Raw genomic sequence first — 14,888 nt, forward strand, 5'->3', positions numbered from 1 at the left:
CTGTTCCATTTTTCTATCGCCATCGTGACACTAAACTTAAGAAATTCACTCACTGTTAATTTCCGAGCTGGATCCCAATATTTGTGTTCTTCCAGCAGGCCTGGACTTAAGTAAATGTTTTCGGCAAGGGGAGAGGGGGCACCACGGCCGCCTACAACTACGATCCCTTCGGCCGCCTGAACAGCGTCACCGCCGCCGGAGAAGTGATCGAGAAGTATACCTACGACGGATTTGACCGGGTCGCGGAACACAGCAAGCTGCAGGAGGACGGCTCCACCAAAAAGACGAGCTACGTCTACGACCCGCTGGACCGGACTGTGAGCCGGACGGAAGGGACGAAGACCACGGACTTCCACTACCTGGGCTTGTCCGGTCAGGTGCTGAACGAAGAAGTGGCCGGGGAGATCCAGAAGTCCTACCAGTACAGCCCCTGGGGCGAGCGGCTCTCCATGGTGAAGCACAACAGCGACGGGACGGAGGAAGACGCCTACTACGGCTACAACCCCCACACCGACGTAGAAGTGCTCACCGACGAGAACGGGAACACCCGGGCCACCTACGGGTACACCGCCTACGGGAAGCAGGACGAGGAAGAGTTCACCGGGGTGGATAAGCCCGATCCGCAGACCCCGGACCAAGAGCCCTACAACGTCTACCGCTTCAACGCCAAGCGGTGGGATCCGACCACCGGCAAGATCGACATGGGCTTTCGGGACTATGATCCGGGCCTGAACCGCTTCCTCACCCGGGATATGTACAACGGGGCATTGGCGGACATGAACCTCACCATGGACCCGTGGAACATGAACCGATATGCCTTTGCCGGCGGGAATCCGGTGACCATGGTGGAGTTGGATGGGCATGTAATTGAGGTTGGGGATGGAGCGATATATATTGCAAATCCTAAGACAGGTGCCGGAAGATTAACAGGATATAAAGCTCACCCTGAACAAAATGGAAGGTATGATGAAAATGCAAACCAGATTTCAATCGATGGTGGGTATCTGATAAAAAAATTCAGGCGAGAAGTCAGGGAGATAATCCAAAATAACGGTTACATTAAAGGTGCAAGAATTGTCGCAAACAAGCTTATCTCATCTAAAGAATGGAACTTAAAGCTTAGAAAGGAATATAAAACAATCGAAGAAGTAGAAATAGATGGAAGGGTCTTCGGAAAAATTTTGAGAGATGGAGAAACCCTTTCTGCAATGTCGCGGTTGGGGAACATGCTAGTTGGAGCGGTCGGAAATGAATTTGGTATATCGTTAGAAGAAACTAAACAAGTGGATGGTTTTTTGAATCCTTATCTGGATATGAGGCATGACCCAAAGAAAAATTTTGTAGATTATGTATCTGCTACTCTGGGTTGTGGAGAGATGACATTTACAGGAATGGATTATAAACCCTGTGATGCGGACGATATTCCGGATGTTGAGTTCGGTTGGTATTATGGACGGGAAAAAGAACAACCTTATGATGGTTTAATGGCACCGTGAAGATACGAAATAAGAGAGGTATTCTTTTACCTCTCTTATTTCATTCAACCCTTCAGCAGTCATTCGGTGAAACGCCCGGCTCAATGCAGCAATGGAAGTGGCTGGATGATCCAACTGAAATTCACACTGGTAACGAGGGCACAAATCGGTTGTCAATCGGCGATGCAGGTTGGTGAAGGTAGAAAAACCCTCAAGCGGAGCGGCTAACATGGCCCGGAAAATAGCTTCTTTACAAAATCCGCGATTTCCTTGGGGGGAGGAACTTTTCAACGGTTTCACATAGGGTCGAAGATCGAGCGCTTCAAAAAACAAAGGCAACCGAACTTTGGACTTAATTCCAACCAATCTTCAAAGGAAAACAGCGTTCCTTGGAGAAGATACAAGTGACTTCCCTCCTCATGAGTTTTAGTAAGTATTTTGCTTCAGGAGTTTTATTTTCCCTTCTCTTAATCTTAATGGACTTTATTTTGTCATTGGGGGTATGTAACCTATTTACAAAAGTAAGTGGTTTTTTTGGTCCAGTTGCAGTTTATATAAATGGAAAAGTGGTTAGTTTATCACCATGGAAGTATATTTTTATAACCAGAAGTAGTTTATTTATTACTTTGGTTGTTTTTTGTGCAATAGGTGTTTTCATAAGTTGTGTATTTAAAAGGGAAACGATTGTTTTTACCACATTAGCTATACCTTCTGTTTTACTATTTTTATTTATGTTTTATGATTATGTTAAACCGTATGTATTTTTCTATTATCGTTTTCAAGACTTTATCTTTTGGGAATATGGTTCTGGGGTTGAAAATGGAACATTGATAATGGCTTTGTGGGTACATGGTATTTCATTAGTTACATTTCTAGCAGGATCTTTGTTTATTTGTAAAAAAATTGATAGATACACTGAACCGGGTCAAGGATCAAATCTTCCCCTATGACAAGGACGATACCCGCCAGCTAACATCTGTGGTACCACGCGACTTACAACTATGATTTCTGTAACACCGTCACTGCCCCGGGAAACAGATGAAGTCCCGCAACAAACCGGTCAAGTTCCTGAAATACATCATCACCGACCCGGCCAGCCGGCAGACCAACGGGAAGGCCACCCAGTACCGGATGGACGGCTTCGGTCGACCGGAGAAGACGACCAACGCCAAGGGAGAAATCACCCAGCTTTCCTGGGACGACGATAACAACGTCACCCGCCTGGAAGAGGCCAACGGGCCTTGGCGGATATAAACCTCTCCACCGACCAGTGGAACATGAACCGGTATGCCTACGCCGGCGGGAAACCGGTATCCATGGTGGAGAGTTGGATGGGCATATACCTATCTTGGGCTCTGATACCAGGGATCAAATGGGAGGGAGGGTCTGTTTTGTGTATTAGCTGAGTGTCGTGGCCAGAACGTCGAGCATCTTGGCCCAGCCGGCCTTGGTGCGGCTCGCGTAATCCACCCAGTCCGGGTGCAATTCGTGGGTCAAGGTAAGTTCGCACCCCTTCTCCAGCGGAACGATGTCGATGATTACACGGCTGCTTGACCCCACATTCGCCACCCCCCATGTGAACACGAGGCGGTGCGGACGGTCGATCTCAAGATAATCCCCCACGTGGTCAATTTCCTCTCCTTGCCGACGTACAACGAAAGAGAACGATCCTCCCACGCGCGGGTCGAGGGCAATTCGCACCACTTTTTCATCACGGAGAGCAGGGCCGAACATCCACTTGCCAATCATCTCAGGATCCAGCCAAGCGTCGAAGACTCGCTCAGGAGATACGCTGAATTGACGGGTGACCCTTACATTGACATGTGATTCAGAGTTCATTCAAAATCTCCTTTCTTTTTCAGGGGTCGCTGCTGAGGAAGGGGCCGGATTTCTTCTTCGTTCTCCTCGTTGAGAAGTTTTTCAAGGGCATCCAGTTTGTCCGACCAGAACCGCCGATACGGCTCAAGCCATTTATCGATTTCCACCAGTGGTTCGGCGTGTAAATGGTACACCCTTTTTTGTGCTTTTTGGCGAACCTCAACCAACCCAGCTTCGCGAAGAATCCGTAGGTGTTTTGAAACTCCGGGTTGACTGAGTTGGGTCTCTTTGACCAGTTCTCCGACAGAATGTTCACGTTCTCTCAGAAGATCAAGTATTCGCCGCCGGTTGGGTTCAGCCAATACCTCAAAGATTGAACTCGTCATGCTTCGATATTACCTGCAGGTTATATAACTGTCAAGTTATATTGATAATGCAGAGTGAAAGTCTGGACTGAGCCACCACCATCTCCTGACCTCGGTGTAGTCACCCCTTAGTGTACAAAATCTACAACACGGTACCTCAAATTCATCACCCACAATGGCAGCAATAGTTGCCAAATGGCGACTTCCGTTTTTATGAATAAGGGATCAGAGGGGTGGGAATCATTTCTTTCATTTGGAGGGATTTTAAATGGAAGAAAACAGACAGAACACGTTGCCGGATATTCGTCACACCGTTGTATTTAACGCACCCATTCAAAACGTATGGGAGGCTGTTTCCACTTCGGAAGGTATCGCCGCATGGTGGATGCCAAATGATTTTCAGCCAAAAATCGGCCATGAGTTCACTTTGCAATCACCTTACGGACCTTCGCCCTGCAAAGTACTCGAACTGGATCCTCCAAACCGACTCACCTTTTCTTGGGAAGAATTTTGGCGAGTTACCTTTGAATTAAAGGAGCTGGACGGAAAAACCCAGTTTACACTCATTCATTCGGGTTGGGGAGAACCTGATGAGATTGTTCCCAAAGCGGCAGAAAAACAATCCGTGATACGCGACAGAATGGACAATGGGTGGGAGGGGATTATTAACGACCGTCTCCGCAAATTCGTGGAGTGAGAACCAATGTCATCCGCGCCAAAGCATGACGTCTTTCAAGCCATTGCCGATCCTACCCGTCGTAAAATGGACGGCGAGCCTGTGAAGCGCTGGAAGAAGCCTGCCCTCTTCCCTGTGAAGGACAAGGAGAAGCAGAAGAAGCAGATTGCCAAGCAGATTGAACTTTTGCAAGCCGAACTTCGTAAGATCGACTAAGCAAGAAAGCCGGGGGCCATCAACCCCCGGTTTTTTCATTCCTTCGAATCGCTTCTACCTCTTCCAAGGTCTATTTTTGATGGTTATTACCATGATAGGATAGATTTGTATATAATTGAATTCTAGTTTGGATTCATGGGAGGACTGATATGAATCAGGAGGATCGGATGGAGCAAAAACTGTTGTCCATTCATTCCATGGTCTATGATCTTCAAAAGTTCGCCGAAACCAAAAATGCAGCCATATTCACCTTATCCGCTGCTGCCATCACCGCGATGATGAGTTTCCTCGTTACGACCTACTCGGTCTTGTCGTTCCAATGGGAAATGGGACTTTTAACCGCATCGGCTTTGTTTGGCGTGAGCGCCCTGTTGGCCATTGTGTCCAGCCTTCCTGTTCGCCGTGGTCAGTACCCGCGTCAGGGGGAACCGGAGGCAAACGATAACTTCTTCTACTATGGTGATCCATGTAGAAGAAGCTCATGACACAGCGAGAAAGTATATAGATAAAATCAACGAATTATTTATTATACAATAAACAGTGATTGGCTGTTAACTAATCGTTAACAGCCAATTTTACACATCCTTTAAATTGGAGGTATCTGTATATGAAAAAACATAATAAAGAACTATCCATTGCAGATATTGAAAAGTTAAAAGGAATAAGATATGAAGTTGATAAAGAGGAATTAAAATACGCATTGCCTTACTGGTACGATAAAGTTAGGAATAAAAAGATTAAAGATTTATCAGATGGTGATTTAGCTAGGTGTATTAGACAAGATATATTTCTTGAATATATTATTCCTGTTGTTATAGAAAGGATTAAAAAAAACCAACAGCAGGTAAATTATATGAAGGTAAACTTCTCGAAAAACTATCTGAGATTAAACCTATATATTGGAAAAAAACCCTAAACAAAAAGACGATTTACGGACAGCGATTAGTTCAATAACTTCAGAACAACTTGATTTGACCGATGAAGAACTATACGAGGTGCTAGAGCATATAAACCTATTAAAGAAAAATATTGGTATTAAATAATAGAAAATTGCTTTCTGAAAAAGAGGAGTTGAACCTTTCCGGTTTAAGCAAACACTTTCCGATGAGCCGTCCGGCTGTTTCCAAGCATCTGCGGATTTTGTCTGATGCGGGACTTGTGAGTGAGCGTAAAGTTGGGCGAGAGACGCGTTATAAGCTTCAGCCGGAGGCATTGATCGAACTGAAGCGATGGCTCTCCTATTGGGAAAACAGGGTGGCTGCACTCAAACACTTGGTGGAAAATGAGGGAGAAAACAATATTTCCCCCGGCGGTTTTAAACGCAATGAGCAGGAACCAAAAGAATAATTTTTGCATGATAACCCGGTATTTTAAGCCCCTGCCGTACTCGGCGGGGGCTTGTCCATAGCGCGAGCGGGGAGCGAAGCGACCTCAGGCGCGACTTGTGCTCTGTAGTGGAACGGCCACCGGATCAAGGACACGGCCAAGAAGATGAATGCGGACAACCACGGGGGTTACATCCACCATAATGACGAACTCGACCGGATACCGAGAAAAGCCTTTGAAGGCTTATTCTTGGGGAGGAGAAGGGAAAAGAAATTTTAAATATATCAAAATATTAAACTTATTCCCTGTTTTTGATATAATACCGATGAATTACATACACAGGGAGGGATCCATCGGTGAGACGGTGGTGGAAGGTGGGAGTGGGGGTCGGTTTGCTGACGCTTTTGATGATGGCCCCGGTTCCCGTCACGGGGGAGCAAACCCCGAAGATGAACGTGACCCATGAGGAGGTCCGGCACGGGAAGAAGGCGGATTTTGCAAAAGGGAAGCTGAAGGAGGTTGTCGTTGGCCAGGCAGGGAAAAAGGATGTTCTCACGCTGAAAGGGAAAGAGAAGGGCGTCTATACGTCGCCCGTGATTGAATCCAAGGAGCCCTTCACGGATGTGGGGGCCCACTGGCGGGATCTGACCGCGAAGAAGGACAAGCACACCCATGATCTGATCCGGGTGGAGGTTCGGGCATCAAAGGACAAATCGGAGTGGACAAAGTGGGTTCCCTTTCAGGTTTCCCACTCCGGTCCCGAGCATCAAAAAACCAAAGAAACCATGGCGGATCTTATCTACGGGTTGGAAGGAAAATACGTGCAATACCGGGTGACCCTGAACCCGGAACAGGGGATCCAACCCAGCGTGACGGACATGGAGATGATCCTTCTCACCAACCACCAGGAAGCGGAGGCGGCCGTCAGGAAGACGAAGACGGTGGCGCTGGGGAGCCTTCTGGTGAACAAGGCCCAAGCGGCCATCGCCAAGCCGGAGATTGTTTCCCGGGCAGAGTGGGGGGCGGATGAGTCCTATCGGTATGTGAACGGGGAAGAAGACTGGCCCCGGGAGTACCGGGATGTGACGCACATGGTGGTCCACCACACGGCGGGGGCGAATAACGATCCCGACCCGGTGGGGACGATGCAGGACATTTATTATTACCACGCCAAGGTGAACAATTGGGGGGACATCGGCTACAACGCCGTGATCGGCTCCGACGGCCGGATCTATGAAGGGCGGCACGGGAAAGACGGAGAGGTTCTGACCGAAGGGGTGGTGGGAGCCCATGCGAGGGGATACAACTACCACTCCACCGGCATCGCCCTGATGGGCACCTATTCTTCCACCTCGATCCCTTCCCACATGTACGATTCGCTGATCGATTACCTCTCTTATTTTGCCGACAAGTTCCACATCGACCCCCACGCCACTGACACGATGGTGCGGGATTATGACACCAGTTATCCCGAGGAAGAAGAAGTGGAGACGCTGACCGGCCACGGGATGCTGGCCCGGGAGTCCACGGAATGCCCCGGGGCTCTTACAAAGGAGCGGATGCCGGAGATCCGGGATGATGTGCAGGCCCGGCTGGATGCCGACCAGGCCGCTCCGATCATCGTGGACAATACCGATGGGAACGCCTCCAAGGTCGGTTCCTGGGCCACCGGCAGCTACGGCGATTTCTACGGTTCCAACTATGAATGGTCCAGTGCGGGAGGCTCCGACTCCTTCACCTGGAACTTCGACATCCTCTGGTCGGGAAGCTACAAGGTCTCCGTGATGTACTCCCAGGGGTCCAACCGGGCCACCGACGCCCCCTTTACGGTGCATCACGCAAACGGCACCACCACCAAGGAGATCAATCAAGAGACCAACGGGGGAACTTGGGTTTCCCTGGGGACCTACACCTTTGATGTCGGGACCGGCAAAGTGGTGCTGACGGACAATGCCAACGATCTGGTGGTGGCCGACGCGATTAAGGTGGAAAAAGTGAATCCGGTCACGGTGACGGTGGACAACTCGGAGACCGCCAAAACCTCCCACACCGGTACCTGGAACACTTCCACCAATGTGTCGGGTTACTATGGATCCAACTATCAGCCCAACTACAAGGGGTCTGGCGCGGATACCTTCACCTGGAACCTGAACTCTCCGGAAACCGGCAGCTATCAGGTTTATGTTCACTACACCGTTGCATATGACCGGGCCACCAACGCCCCTTACACAGTCCATCACAGCGGCGGGACCACCACCAAACGGGTCAACCAACAGACCCACCACAGCACCTGGGTCTCCATCGGAACGTACAACTTTAACGCCGGCCAGGGGAAAATCGTCCTCTCCGACCATGCCGACGGCTATGTGATCGCCGATGCCGTCCGGATCGTGAAGCAATAACGGAGTCTGAAGCCGCATCCAGTCATGTGAGCGGAAAGACCGGGAAGAGAAGATCTTTCAAAAGAAGACGGGGTGATCTTCTGTTTGAAGCCGGGTACAGACGTACCCGGCTTTTTGAGGTGACCCGTTGTACAGCCGTCCTGTGCCGACGGCAGTCCCGTTCCCGTTTTCTCCGGATGGATTTTCCACTGAAGAAAGAAGGTTTTTCGGTGGGGTTTGAAGAAATAGAAAGATGAAACGGCAAAAATCCGTTTGTATCGGTAATGAAAACGTATATCTGATTATTCTGATAAATAGGAAAGGAAAAGGGGGAGGTGGTTGGATGTGGATAAAAGGCTTGGGAGTCTTTCTCTGTCTTCTGCTCTTGTCCATGTGCACCCATGTGCCGGAAGTGCACGGGTCGGTCGGACATCTGGTGATCCGGTGAGGGGAAAGGAGGATCTTTCTCTCACCCATTTGGATCCACGCCACAGCGTCCAGATCAAGGAGAAGACCCATCCTCCCACTGTCAGGATCACCAGGATCCGGACCCCGGTCCGGATTTTTTTTTGTCCGGGGGCTCGGAGCCGTCCTTGAGGATCCGGTCGAAGTGGCGGACCACGGCCGGGGGCGTTCAAGGGATATTTTGCCGGGGTGGGTTTTTTGGCGACGGTTTACCGGCGGGATGGTTTTCCGACAAGGGGGTTCCCCTCACAGGGAAATGTTTCGGACAAAAAAACCACCCGTCCGGGTGAGGGTGGAAATGAGTGGAACATCGTCTGTGTTTTACGTTCAGCGATCTTCGCAGGGGGGCGTCTCATTCCCCGGGTGAAAAGAGGAGGGATCGTCAAACGCCGAGAGGTCTTGGGGGTAGGTGGTCGCCACTTCCTGCATGGCCATGGAGGCGGTTTCCCAGGCTTCCCATTCGTGGAGTTTGGGTACTTGAAAGTCTTCGGATGCGGCGAGGTTGCGTGCCCTTCGGGCTTCCCGTTCCAACCGGCAGGCCAGCTGGTTGAAGCGTGCCCGCACGTTTTGCTCCATCGAACCGTTGGCTTGTTGACGGCAATAATTCAGGCAGTTGGGACACATCATCCATTTCAACGTCCCGTCGACGTAGATGTCGGCGAAAATGGCTCCGGTGAAAAACCGGTCGTTCACTTCACAAAAGTCGCAGAACAGCTCGTTTTTCCCGGTCATGAATCCGAGCTTGACACTGACTTGACGGTTTTCCTGTTCATCGCGGACTTCCCTCCGCTTTTTCTCGTCGATCATGCGGAAGAACTGACCGATCCACTCCCGGAACTTGAGGTGGGAAAGAGGGTTTCCCATCTTTTTCAGCCGGGTCGTCGCCTTTTCAAACACATCCCGCCATTGATCCCCGGTTTCGCTGTCGGAGCTTTTCTTCATGAGATGGAGTCCATCCGGGTCTTCCGGCCTGTCCTCCGCGTGTTCTCCCATCGGTTCCGCCCCGATCTCTTGGGGGGGAACGGGTTCTTCCGGCTCCTCTTTGGAACGGTTGTCGACCGGGCGGGCCTCATCCCCGTGTTCTTCCACCCATCGGCGGGCTTCTTCCATCTCCTCTTCCTTAATCCAGAAGATTCCGTCCCGTTCCATTCCCTTCAGCTTTTCGGTCAGGACCAGGTCCTGGATCGTCTCCACGGGGATATCCAGCTTTGATGCAGCCTCGTCCAGATTGTACCATTGTTCTTTTACGCGGGCCGGGTTTTCCCTGTTGCTCTCTGCGTGAGAATGCGGCATCTTCCGTGCCCCTTTCTGTCAGAATCCGTTGTGACTATCTTTTTCTACCATAAGGGAGGGGAATCCCTGCACCCCTTACAAAACTAGACAAAAGGACAGGTTCCTCGACAAAAAAGAAACCGGCCTGTTCAGGCCGGTTTTTGTTCAGGATGGTTCGTCCGCGGAAGCGGGTTTGCCCGTAAACGTCCCCGATTCTTCGAGATTGGCCCGGACCCGCTTCAAGCCCTCTTCCCACTTCCGGTTTTCTTCCGGGGTTCGTAAGTGGGAAACCTTGCGGTTCCGGTCTTCCAACCACATCCAAAAACCCGCGTCGGTGGGGCCGTAAGGCATTCCGTCCAATTCATAATGCATCCAGAGTTTGGATCTGGCGCTTTCCCACAGAGCTTTCGGTTCGGGGCTGTCCAGGATGGGATGCAGGGTCGTTTTAATCCCCTTCCAAAGTTGGACGATCCGTTCCTCTTCCTGTACACCCGCGGGAGACGGGGTATCTTTTTCGGTGTCGACCCCTTTGTCCGCTCTCAACCGTTCCAATGGGGTGTCTCTCATTTTCAGCCCCTCCTTTCAAGGAATGGTCTTGCCGAGTGACCGGGAAAAAAAGTCCGCATACATGATGATCCGGATTTATCAAAATGGGTGAGGCTGGAATTCACAGGTTTCAGCAGGGGGGGAGGGAGGAAATTCAGGGTGAAGCAGAGGTGAGTGTGAGCAGAATCCGCTGCGGTTGTTTGGAGGGTTCAAGGTGTGGAAGAAGTTGAATCCTCCCGTCAAGTTGTTAAAAACAACTTATCACGTTTATTGAAAGGAATAAAGAGGGTTTGAATGAAGAAAACACAATGAAAACTCCTTTTTTCCCGGATATTCTTGGTGTGAGACTCAAACACATACAGATTCAAAAATATATTCGACAAGGGCGTCTTTCGGCAGACAGAGCCGGGCTGAAACTTCTGCGTCAACCGGTTGACCAGCCGACAGTCTGAGGATCTCGGGCTTTTCTGGTGGCGGACAAAACTTTTGGTCGGATATTTTCGTTAACCCATTTAACGGCTGACGGATAACAATCATCCGCCAGCAAACGATCGAGGAGAGGAGGGAATGAGATGAGCCGATATTCGGACAATGGCGAACCGCCGAAAAATCGATCCGATGAGCGCAGCCAGGAACCCGTTCGGGTGGAAATTCACCAGGAAGCCCCGGAGGAAAGGAAAAGATCCGGGAGAGGGTGCCTGGGCAATCTCGCCATTCTGATCGCCCTGGGTATCCTGATTGTGATTGGACTGTTTATCCTTCAATCCTTGGGCATGATCTCCGGCGAGCTGGATCAGCAGACCGGCCTGATGCAGGAGCGGAACTCGATTCTGGGCCGGATGGAGGAGGGGATCCGCGAGTTGGTGGAAGCGATCCGGGAGATGGGCCGGTAAGGATCCGGAAACGGAAAACCCCGATCCGTCCCTTTGTGGCAGGATGGAAGGAAAGTGGAATTGTGCTGTGTGGGAAAGGAGATTGTGCCATGCAGACCTGGGTGGACATGGATACCTGTATTGCCTGCGGGGCGTGCGGAGCGGCCGCTCCCGATGTTTACGATTACGACGAAGCGGGTATCGCCTATGTCATCCTGGATGACAATACGGGGACCGCAAAGGTGCCGGAAAATCTTCATGAGGACGTTTTGGATGCCCGGGATGGATGTCCCACCGACTCCATCAAAGTGGAAGAGTGAGTGAGTTTTGGAGGTCCGGGGGACTGGCCCCGGGCCTGTGTTTTTGTTCCCGGCTTGACAGGGAAAAAGACAACATTGGAGAAAGACCGGACACCGGGGCGGGAACGTCGGGTCCACAGCCGATCCAGTGCAGCCCGTTCTTCGGTGACTCCCTTTCCGGGTGTTGTCCGGCGGATCATCCAAGGGGATCATCATAGAGTTTTATTTCTTTACCGGTTGGAAGGGGGAGAATCCGTTGATCCATTTACCCAAGATCCCTCCCCGGAAAAGTAAAATCGTGGTGAACCGGGGACGGAATGAGGAGGAGTCCCGCTTTGTGGCCAAACTGAAATTTGAAGACCGGGAACTGCATTTTGAGATGTGTCTGACCGCGGAAGAAGCGGATGTATATCAAAATGCCCGCACTTCTTACGAAAAAGTGAAAGCGATCCATTCGGACCGGGAAGTCCTGCGACACTGGAACGAACAGAAATTCATCAGCCTTCACGAACATTTCGGGGAACAGATCCGTCGGTATTGCGGGTTGGCCAAGTACGATCCCCGGGCAAAGAAAAAGGCGGAGGAATACTGTGAGCTGCAGATCCAGTTCGCTCCGGTGGCCAAGCGATCGTTTAAAAATGACCCCTTCAGTAAGGGGCTTCCGGAACATACCGGATACCGTTGCCTGATCGAACTCATGCTGGAGGACGGCAGGTTCGGGGAGGCTCTGTATCTTGCCCGGTTGGCCCGGGAAGAGGGATGGAAAGGACCCTGGAAGGAAATCGTTGAGCGGATCCGGAGGGTGGAAAGCATCGATCCCGGTTCCCGGGGCGAACGTTTCTGAGGCGGAAGCTTCGGGAACGTTTTTTGTTTTGTTCCCGTTTGAGGTTGGGATTCCGCTTTTCCTCTGATAAAGTAATTAAGAAGCCTTGATTTTTTCATTTATGGACGACAACGGGGAGGTACGGGAAGAATGTATGAGATGATCCTCTTTGACGTGGACGGGGTCCTGTTGAGTGAGAAACGCTGCTTTGACACCACTTGTCTCACGGTGTGGGAATTGCTGCACAGTCCCCGCGCTCTGGGACTTCCCGGCGCGGATTTCGATCCCGCTCCCGACGAAGAAACGATCGATAAGGTCCGGAAAAAGGTTTTTAACGACGAACAGATTCTGGAATGGCTGAAGAGCCGCGGGGTCAATTCCAACTGGGACATGGCCGCCCTTCTCTTTGGCTATCAGCTGCAGGAACTTCTGAAAGCGCTGAATAAAAAAGAGCCCGAGTTTGTCGCCGCCGTTTTGAGAAAACCGTTGAACCGGGACGCCCTGGTGAGGATCGGTGAAATGGTCCGGGAGGTAAAGCCGGATTTTGTTCCCCGGTACGGAGAACTGACCGAACGACTGGACCATACTTCCGTCGACCGGGTGGACCTGTTGGGACAGGTAAACCGACTGGCCGAAGAATGGTCGGGCATTCCGACCCGGGTGTTCGCTCACGGCAGCGGGTTGTGGAATCTGACAAGAGATACCTACCAGGAGTGGTACCTGGGCCGCGAATGGTTTGAAAAACAGGAGAAAAAAGCCCCGATCCATCCGGAAAAAAGGGGTTTTCTCGAGCAGGAGATCCCCCTGGCGGATCCGGCAAAAATCCGGTCCATGCTGGAAGAGCTGAACCGCCGTGGAATTGTCCTCGGGATCGGAACCGGCCGGCCGGAGCTGGAGACTCACGTCCCACTGAAGACCCTGGGTCTGATGGACGCGTTTGACACCAACCGCATTGTGACAGCGAGCGATGTGGAGAGGGCCGAAGAGGTGTATCCCAATCACGCTCCCCTTGGGAAGCCTCACCCCTATACGTATGTCAAAGCCTTCTTCGGAAGGGAGACTTCCGACACCAAAAGCGTGGCGGCACGCCTTCCCCTTCCCCGCGGGAAGCGTGTGCTGATCGTGGGAGACTCCGTGGCCGATTTGCTGGCGGCGCGACGGATGGGATGTTCCTTCGCCGCCACCCTGACAGGCCCTTCGGGGACGAAAGCACGCGGCAAATTCGAGGAAATGGAAGCGGAACACATTCTGGAGAACGTCACCGGGCTCCTTCCCCTGATTGAACGACTGGAAGAGGAGCAGAAAGCGGCGGAAGAAGCGGGGCAAACCGACTGACGGTTTTTCGCCCTCATTGATATTCTGCCGTGTTTTCTGCATAATAAAAACGGGAAACGTTGTTCATGGAAGGCGTGATCCAACACGCCGGGAATTGAACAAACTACATACCAGGAGGGTTAAGCATGGCGAAACACGAATTGCCCGAACTGCCTTACTCCGCGGACGCACTGGAGCCCCACATCGACGCGCGCACCATGGAAATCCACCATGGACGCCATCACAAAACCTATGTGGATAAGCTGAATGCCGCTCTGGAAGGGAACACCGCTCTGCAGGACAAGTCGATTGAAGACCTCCTCCGCAACATCGACCAAGTGCCGGAAAACATCCGCACGGCCGTTCGGAACAACGGCGGCGGACACGCCAATCACACCCTGTTCTGGCAGATCATGAGCCCGAACGGCGGCGGCCAGCCGACCGGCGACCTGGCGACGGCGATTAACGACACCTTTGGAAGTTTTGAGAAATTCCAGGAGGAGTTCACCAACGCCGCGGTGGGCCGTTTCGGAAGCGGATGGGCTTGGCTGATCGTCAAAAACGACGGTTCCCTGGCCGTCATCAACACCCTCAACCAGGACAGCCCCTACATGGAAGGACATACTCCGATTCTGGGTCTGGATGTTTGGGAGCACGCCTACTACCTCAAGTACCAAAACAAGCGTCCGGAATACATCAAAGCTTGGTGGAACGTGGTCAACTGGGACGAAGTCAACAAGCGCTACCAGGAAGCCAAAAAGTAATTTCTCCCCCATCAAGGGCGCAACGGCCAAAGCCGTTGCGCTTTCTTTATTGTTTCAGGCAAGGAAAAATATAACTTAAAATTACAATCATTGTTGGTTGAGGGATATCCAATCCCTGATTATAATTCCTAATGTATGTAAATAAAGCCGAATCCTGCAGGTTTTCGCAGGTACGGGGGATGCAAAACATTTTGGGGTGAAGCCGCCCGAAGGCGGCCGGGAAAAGCTCCTTCCCGAACCCGTCAGCTAACCTCGGAGGCTATAAGGAGGGATCAT

The 14,888-nt window shown here is 51.5% G+C and carries 19 protein-coding genes and 1 riboswitch; of the genes, 14 read left to right on the plus strand and 5 right to left on the minus strand.

Annotated features, from left to right (window positions below; translation table 11 throughout):
• The first annotated feature begins 203 nt into the window (after positions 1–203).
• Positions 204–1,496, plus strand: coding sequence for an RHS repeat domain-containing protein (locus C8P63_RS15905; protein ID WP_211308301.1), 1,293 nt, complete (start codon positions 204–206; stop codon positions 1,494–1,496).
• Here the strand turns inward: C8P63_RS15905 and C8P63_RS20115 are convergent.
• A complete protein-coding gene (locus tag C8P63_RS20115) occupies positions 1,482–1,775 on the minus strand; it encodes a transposase (protein WP_483869524.1) in 294 nt (97 codons plus the stop codon). The two genes, C8P63_RS15905 and C8P63_RS20115, sit on opposite strands and share 15 nt — an antisense overlap.
• Positions 1,776–1,864: 89 nt before the next feature.
• Between C8P63_RS20115 and C8P63_RS18840 the strand changes: the two genes are divergently transcribed.
• Together C8P63_RS18840 and C8P63_RS15910 are read left to right on the plus strand one after the other, a co-directional pair.
• Complete coding sequence (locus C8P63_RS18840) at positions 1,865–2,425, plus strand: hypothetical protein (RefSeq protein ID WP_146172195.1); 561 nt, start codon at positions 1,865–1,867, stop codon at positions 2,423–2,425.
• Positions 2,426–2,513: 88 nt separating this feature from the next.
• Positions 2,514–2,729 carry a hypothetical protein gene (locus tag C8P63_RS15910; protein WP_108025721.1) on the plus strand — a complete coding sequence of 72 codons (216 nt, stop codon included), beginning with the start codon at positions 2,514–2,516 and terminating at the stop codon, positions 2,727–2,729.
• A gap of 144 nt (positions 2,730–2,873) precedes the next feature.
• Here C8P63_RS15910 and C8P63_RS15915 read toward each other — a convergent pair whose 3' ends face one another.
• Together C8P63_RS15915 and C8P63_RS15920 are read right to left on the minus strand one after the other, a co-directional pair.
• Complete coding sequence (locus C8P63_RS15915) at positions 2,874–3,314, minus strand: SRPBCC family protein (protein ID WP_108025723.1); 441 nt, start codon at positions 3,312–3,314, stop codon at positions 2,874–2,876.
• Complete coding sequence (locus C8P63_RS15920) at positions 3,311–3,679, minus strand: ArsR/SmtB family transcription factor (RefSeq protein WP_108025725.1); 369 nt, start codon at positions 3,677–3,679, stop codon at positions 3,311–3,313. The genes C8P63_RS15915 and C8P63_RS15920 overlap by 4 nt, the downstream gene beginning before the upstream one ends.
• Positions 3,680–3,926: 247 nt before the next feature.
• Here C8P63_RS15920 and C8P63_RS15925 point away from each other — a divergent pair, with 247 nt between their 5' ends.
• The 6 genes from C8P63_RS15925 (at position 3,927) to C8P63_RS15950 (ending at position 8,278) form a co-directional block, all read left to right on the plus strand.
• A complete protein-coding gene (locus C8P63_RS15925; RefSeq protein ID WP_108025727.1) occupies positions 3,927–4,355 on the plus strand; it encodes an SRPBCC family protein in 429 nt (142 codons plus the stop codon).
• Positions 4,356–4,361: 6 nt separating this feature from the next.
• Positions 4,362–4,550 carry a hypothetical protein gene (locus C8P63_RS15930; protein ID WP_108025729.1) on the plus strand — a complete coding sequence of 63 codons (189 nt, stop codon included), beginning with the start codon at positions 4,362–4,364 and terminating at the stop codon, positions 4,548–4,550.
• A 167-nt stretch (positions 4,551–4,717) separates the two neighbouring features.
• On the plus strand, positions 4,718–5,035 hold the full coding sequence (locus C8P63_RS15935; protein ID WP_146172196.1) for a Pycsar system effector family protein: 318 nt from the start codon (positions 4,718–4,720) through the stop codon (positions 5,033–5,035).
• 122 nt (positions 5,036–5,157) lie between these two features.
• Positions 5,158–5,466 carry a contact-dependent growth inhibition system immunity protein gene (locus tag C8P63_RS15940; RefSeq protein ID WP_108025733.1) on the plus strand — a complete coding sequence of 103 codons (309 nt, stop codon included), beginning with the start codon at positions 5,158–5,160 and terminating at the stop codon, positions 5,464–5,466.
• 134 nt (positions 5,467–5,600) lie between these two features.
• Positions 5,601–5,897, plus strand: a complete 297-nt coding sequence (locus C8P63_RS15945) for an ArsR/SmtB family transcription factor (protein WP_425437324.1) — start codon at positions 5,601–5,603, stop codon at positions 5,895–5,897.
• A 335-nt stretch (positions 5,898–6,232) separates the two neighbouring features.
• Positions 6,233–8,278, plus strand: coding sequence for a golvesin C-terminal-like domain-containing protein (locus C8P63_RS15950; protein ID WP_108025737.1), 2,046 nt, complete (start codon positions 6,233–6,235; stop codon positions 8,276–8,278).
• Positions 8,279–9,049: 771 nt separating this feature from the next.
• Here the strand turns inward: C8P63_RS15950 and C8P63_RS15960 are convergent.
• Together C8P63_RS15960 and C8P63_RS15965 are read right to left on the minus strand one after the other, a co-directional pair.
• Complete coding sequence (locus tag C8P63_RS15960; RefSeq protein WP_108025741.1) at positions 9,050–10,015, minus strand: helix-turn-helix domain-containing protein; 966 nt, start codon at positions 10,013–10,015, stop codon at positions 9,050–9,052.
• A gap of 144 nt (positions 10,016–10,159) precedes the next feature.
• Positions 10,160–10,561 carry a hypothetical protein gene (locus C8P63_RS15965; protein WP_108025743.1) on the minus strand — a complete coding sequence of 134 codons (402 nt, stop codon included), beginning with the start codon at positions 10,559–10,561 and terminating at the stop codon, positions 10,160–10,162.
• Between the two features lie 551 nt (positions 10,562–11,112).
• Between C8P63_RS15965 and C8P63_RS15970 the strand changes: the two genes are divergently transcribed.
• The 5 genes from C8P63_RS15970 to C8P63_RS15995 all read left to right on the plus strand — a co-directional run bounded on the left by C8P63_RS15970 (position 11,113) and on the right by C8P63_RS15995 (position 14,612).
• A complete protein-coding gene (locus tag C8P63_RS15970) occupies positions 11,113–11,433 on the plus strand; it encodes a hypothetical protein (RefSeq protein ID WP_108025745.1) in 321 nt (106 codons plus the stop codon).
• A gap of 89 nt (positions 11,434–11,522) precedes the next feature.
• Positions 11,523–11,732, plus strand: coding sequence for a ferredoxin (locus tag C8P63_RS15975; protein WP_108025747.1), 210 nt, complete (start codon positions 11,523–11,525; stop codon positions 11,730–11,732).
• Positions 11,733–11,967: 235 nt separating this feature from the next.
• A complete protein-coding gene (locus C8P63_RS15985) occupies positions 11,968–12,555 on the plus strand; it encodes a hypothetical protein (RefSeq protein WP_108025751.1) in 588 nt (195 codons plus the stop codon).
• A 129-nt stretch (positions 12,556–12,684) separates the two neighbouring features.
• Positions 12,685–13,869 carry an HAD family hydrolase gene (locus C8P63_RS15990; RefSeq protein ID WP_108025753.1) on the plus strand — a complete coding sequence of 395 codons (1,185 nt, stop codon included), beginning with the start codon at positions 12,685–12,687 and terminating at the stop codon, positions 13,867–13,869.
• Positions 13,870–13,994: 125 nt separating this feature from the next.
• Positions 13,995–14,612, plus strand: coding sequence for a superoxide dismutase (locus C8P63_RS15995; RefSeq protein ID WP_108025755.1), 618 nt, complete (start codon positions 13,995–13,997; stop codon positions 14,610–14,612).
• A 135-nt stretch (positions 14,613–14,747) separates the two neighbouring features.
• Positions 14,748–14,888, plus strand: a riboswitch (cyclic di-AMP (ydaO/yuaA leader).

The sequence above is a fragment of the Melghirimyces profundicolus genome (genome assembly GCF_003054245.1).
GTDB lineage: Bacteria > Bacillota > Bacilli > Thermoactinomycetales > DSM-45169 > Melghirimyces > Melghirimyces profundicolus.

Bases quoted from the DNA above. Each gene is read 5' to 3' on its own strand.
- C8P63_RS15970 (WP_108025745.1), top strand. From the start codon at position 11,113: ATGAGCCGATATTCGGACAATGGCGAACCGCCGAAAAATCGATCCGAT.
- C8P63_RS15940 (WP_108025733.1), top strand. From the start codon at position 5,158: ATGAAAAAACATAATAAAGAACTATCCATTGCAGATATTGAAAAGTTA.
- C8P63_RS15975 (WP_108025747.1), top strand. From the start codon at position 11,523: ATGCAGACCTGGGTGGACATGGATACCTGTATTGCCTGCGGGGCGTGC.
- C8P63_RS15965 (WP_108025743.1), bottom strand. From the start codon at position 10,561: ATGAGAGACACCCCATTGGAACGGTTGAGAGCGGACAAAGGGGTCGAC.
- C8P63_RS15935 (WP_146172196.1), top strand. From the start codon at position 4,718: ATGGAGCAAAAACTGTTGTCCATTCATTCCATGGTCTATGATCTTCAA.
- C8P63_RS15995 (WP_108025755.1), top strand. From the start codon at position 13,995: ATGGCGAAACACGAATTGCCCGAACTGCCTTACTCCGCGGACGCACTG.
- C8P63_RS15930 (WP_108025729.1), top strand. From the start codon at position 4,362: ATGTCATCCGCGCCAAAGCATGACGTCTTTCAAGCCATTGCCGATCCT.
- C8P63_RS15960 (WP_108025741.1), bottom strand. From the start codon at position 10,015: ATGCCGCATTCTCACGCAGAGAGCAACAGGGAAAACCCGGCCCGCGTA.
- C8P63_RS15925 (WP_108025727.1), top strand. From the start codon at position 3,927: ATGGAAGAAAACAGACAGAACACGTTGCCGGATATTCGTCACACCGTT.
- C8P63_RS15920 (WP_108025725.1), bottom strand. From the start codon at position 3,679: ATGACGAGTTCAATCTTTGAGGTATTGGCTGAACCCAACCGGCGGCGA.
- C8P63_RS15915 (WP_108025723.1), bottom strand. From the start codon at position 3,314: ATGAACTCTGAATCACATGTCAATGTAAGGGTCACCCGTCAATTCAGC.
- C8P63_RS15990 (WP_108025753.1), top strand. From the start codon at position 12,685: ATGTATGAGATGATCCTCTTTGACGTGGACGGGGTCCTGTTGAGTGAG.
- C8P63_RS15910 (WP_108025721.1), top strand. From the start codon at position 2,514: ATGAAGTCCCGCAACAAACCGGTCAAGTTCCTGAAATACATCATCACC.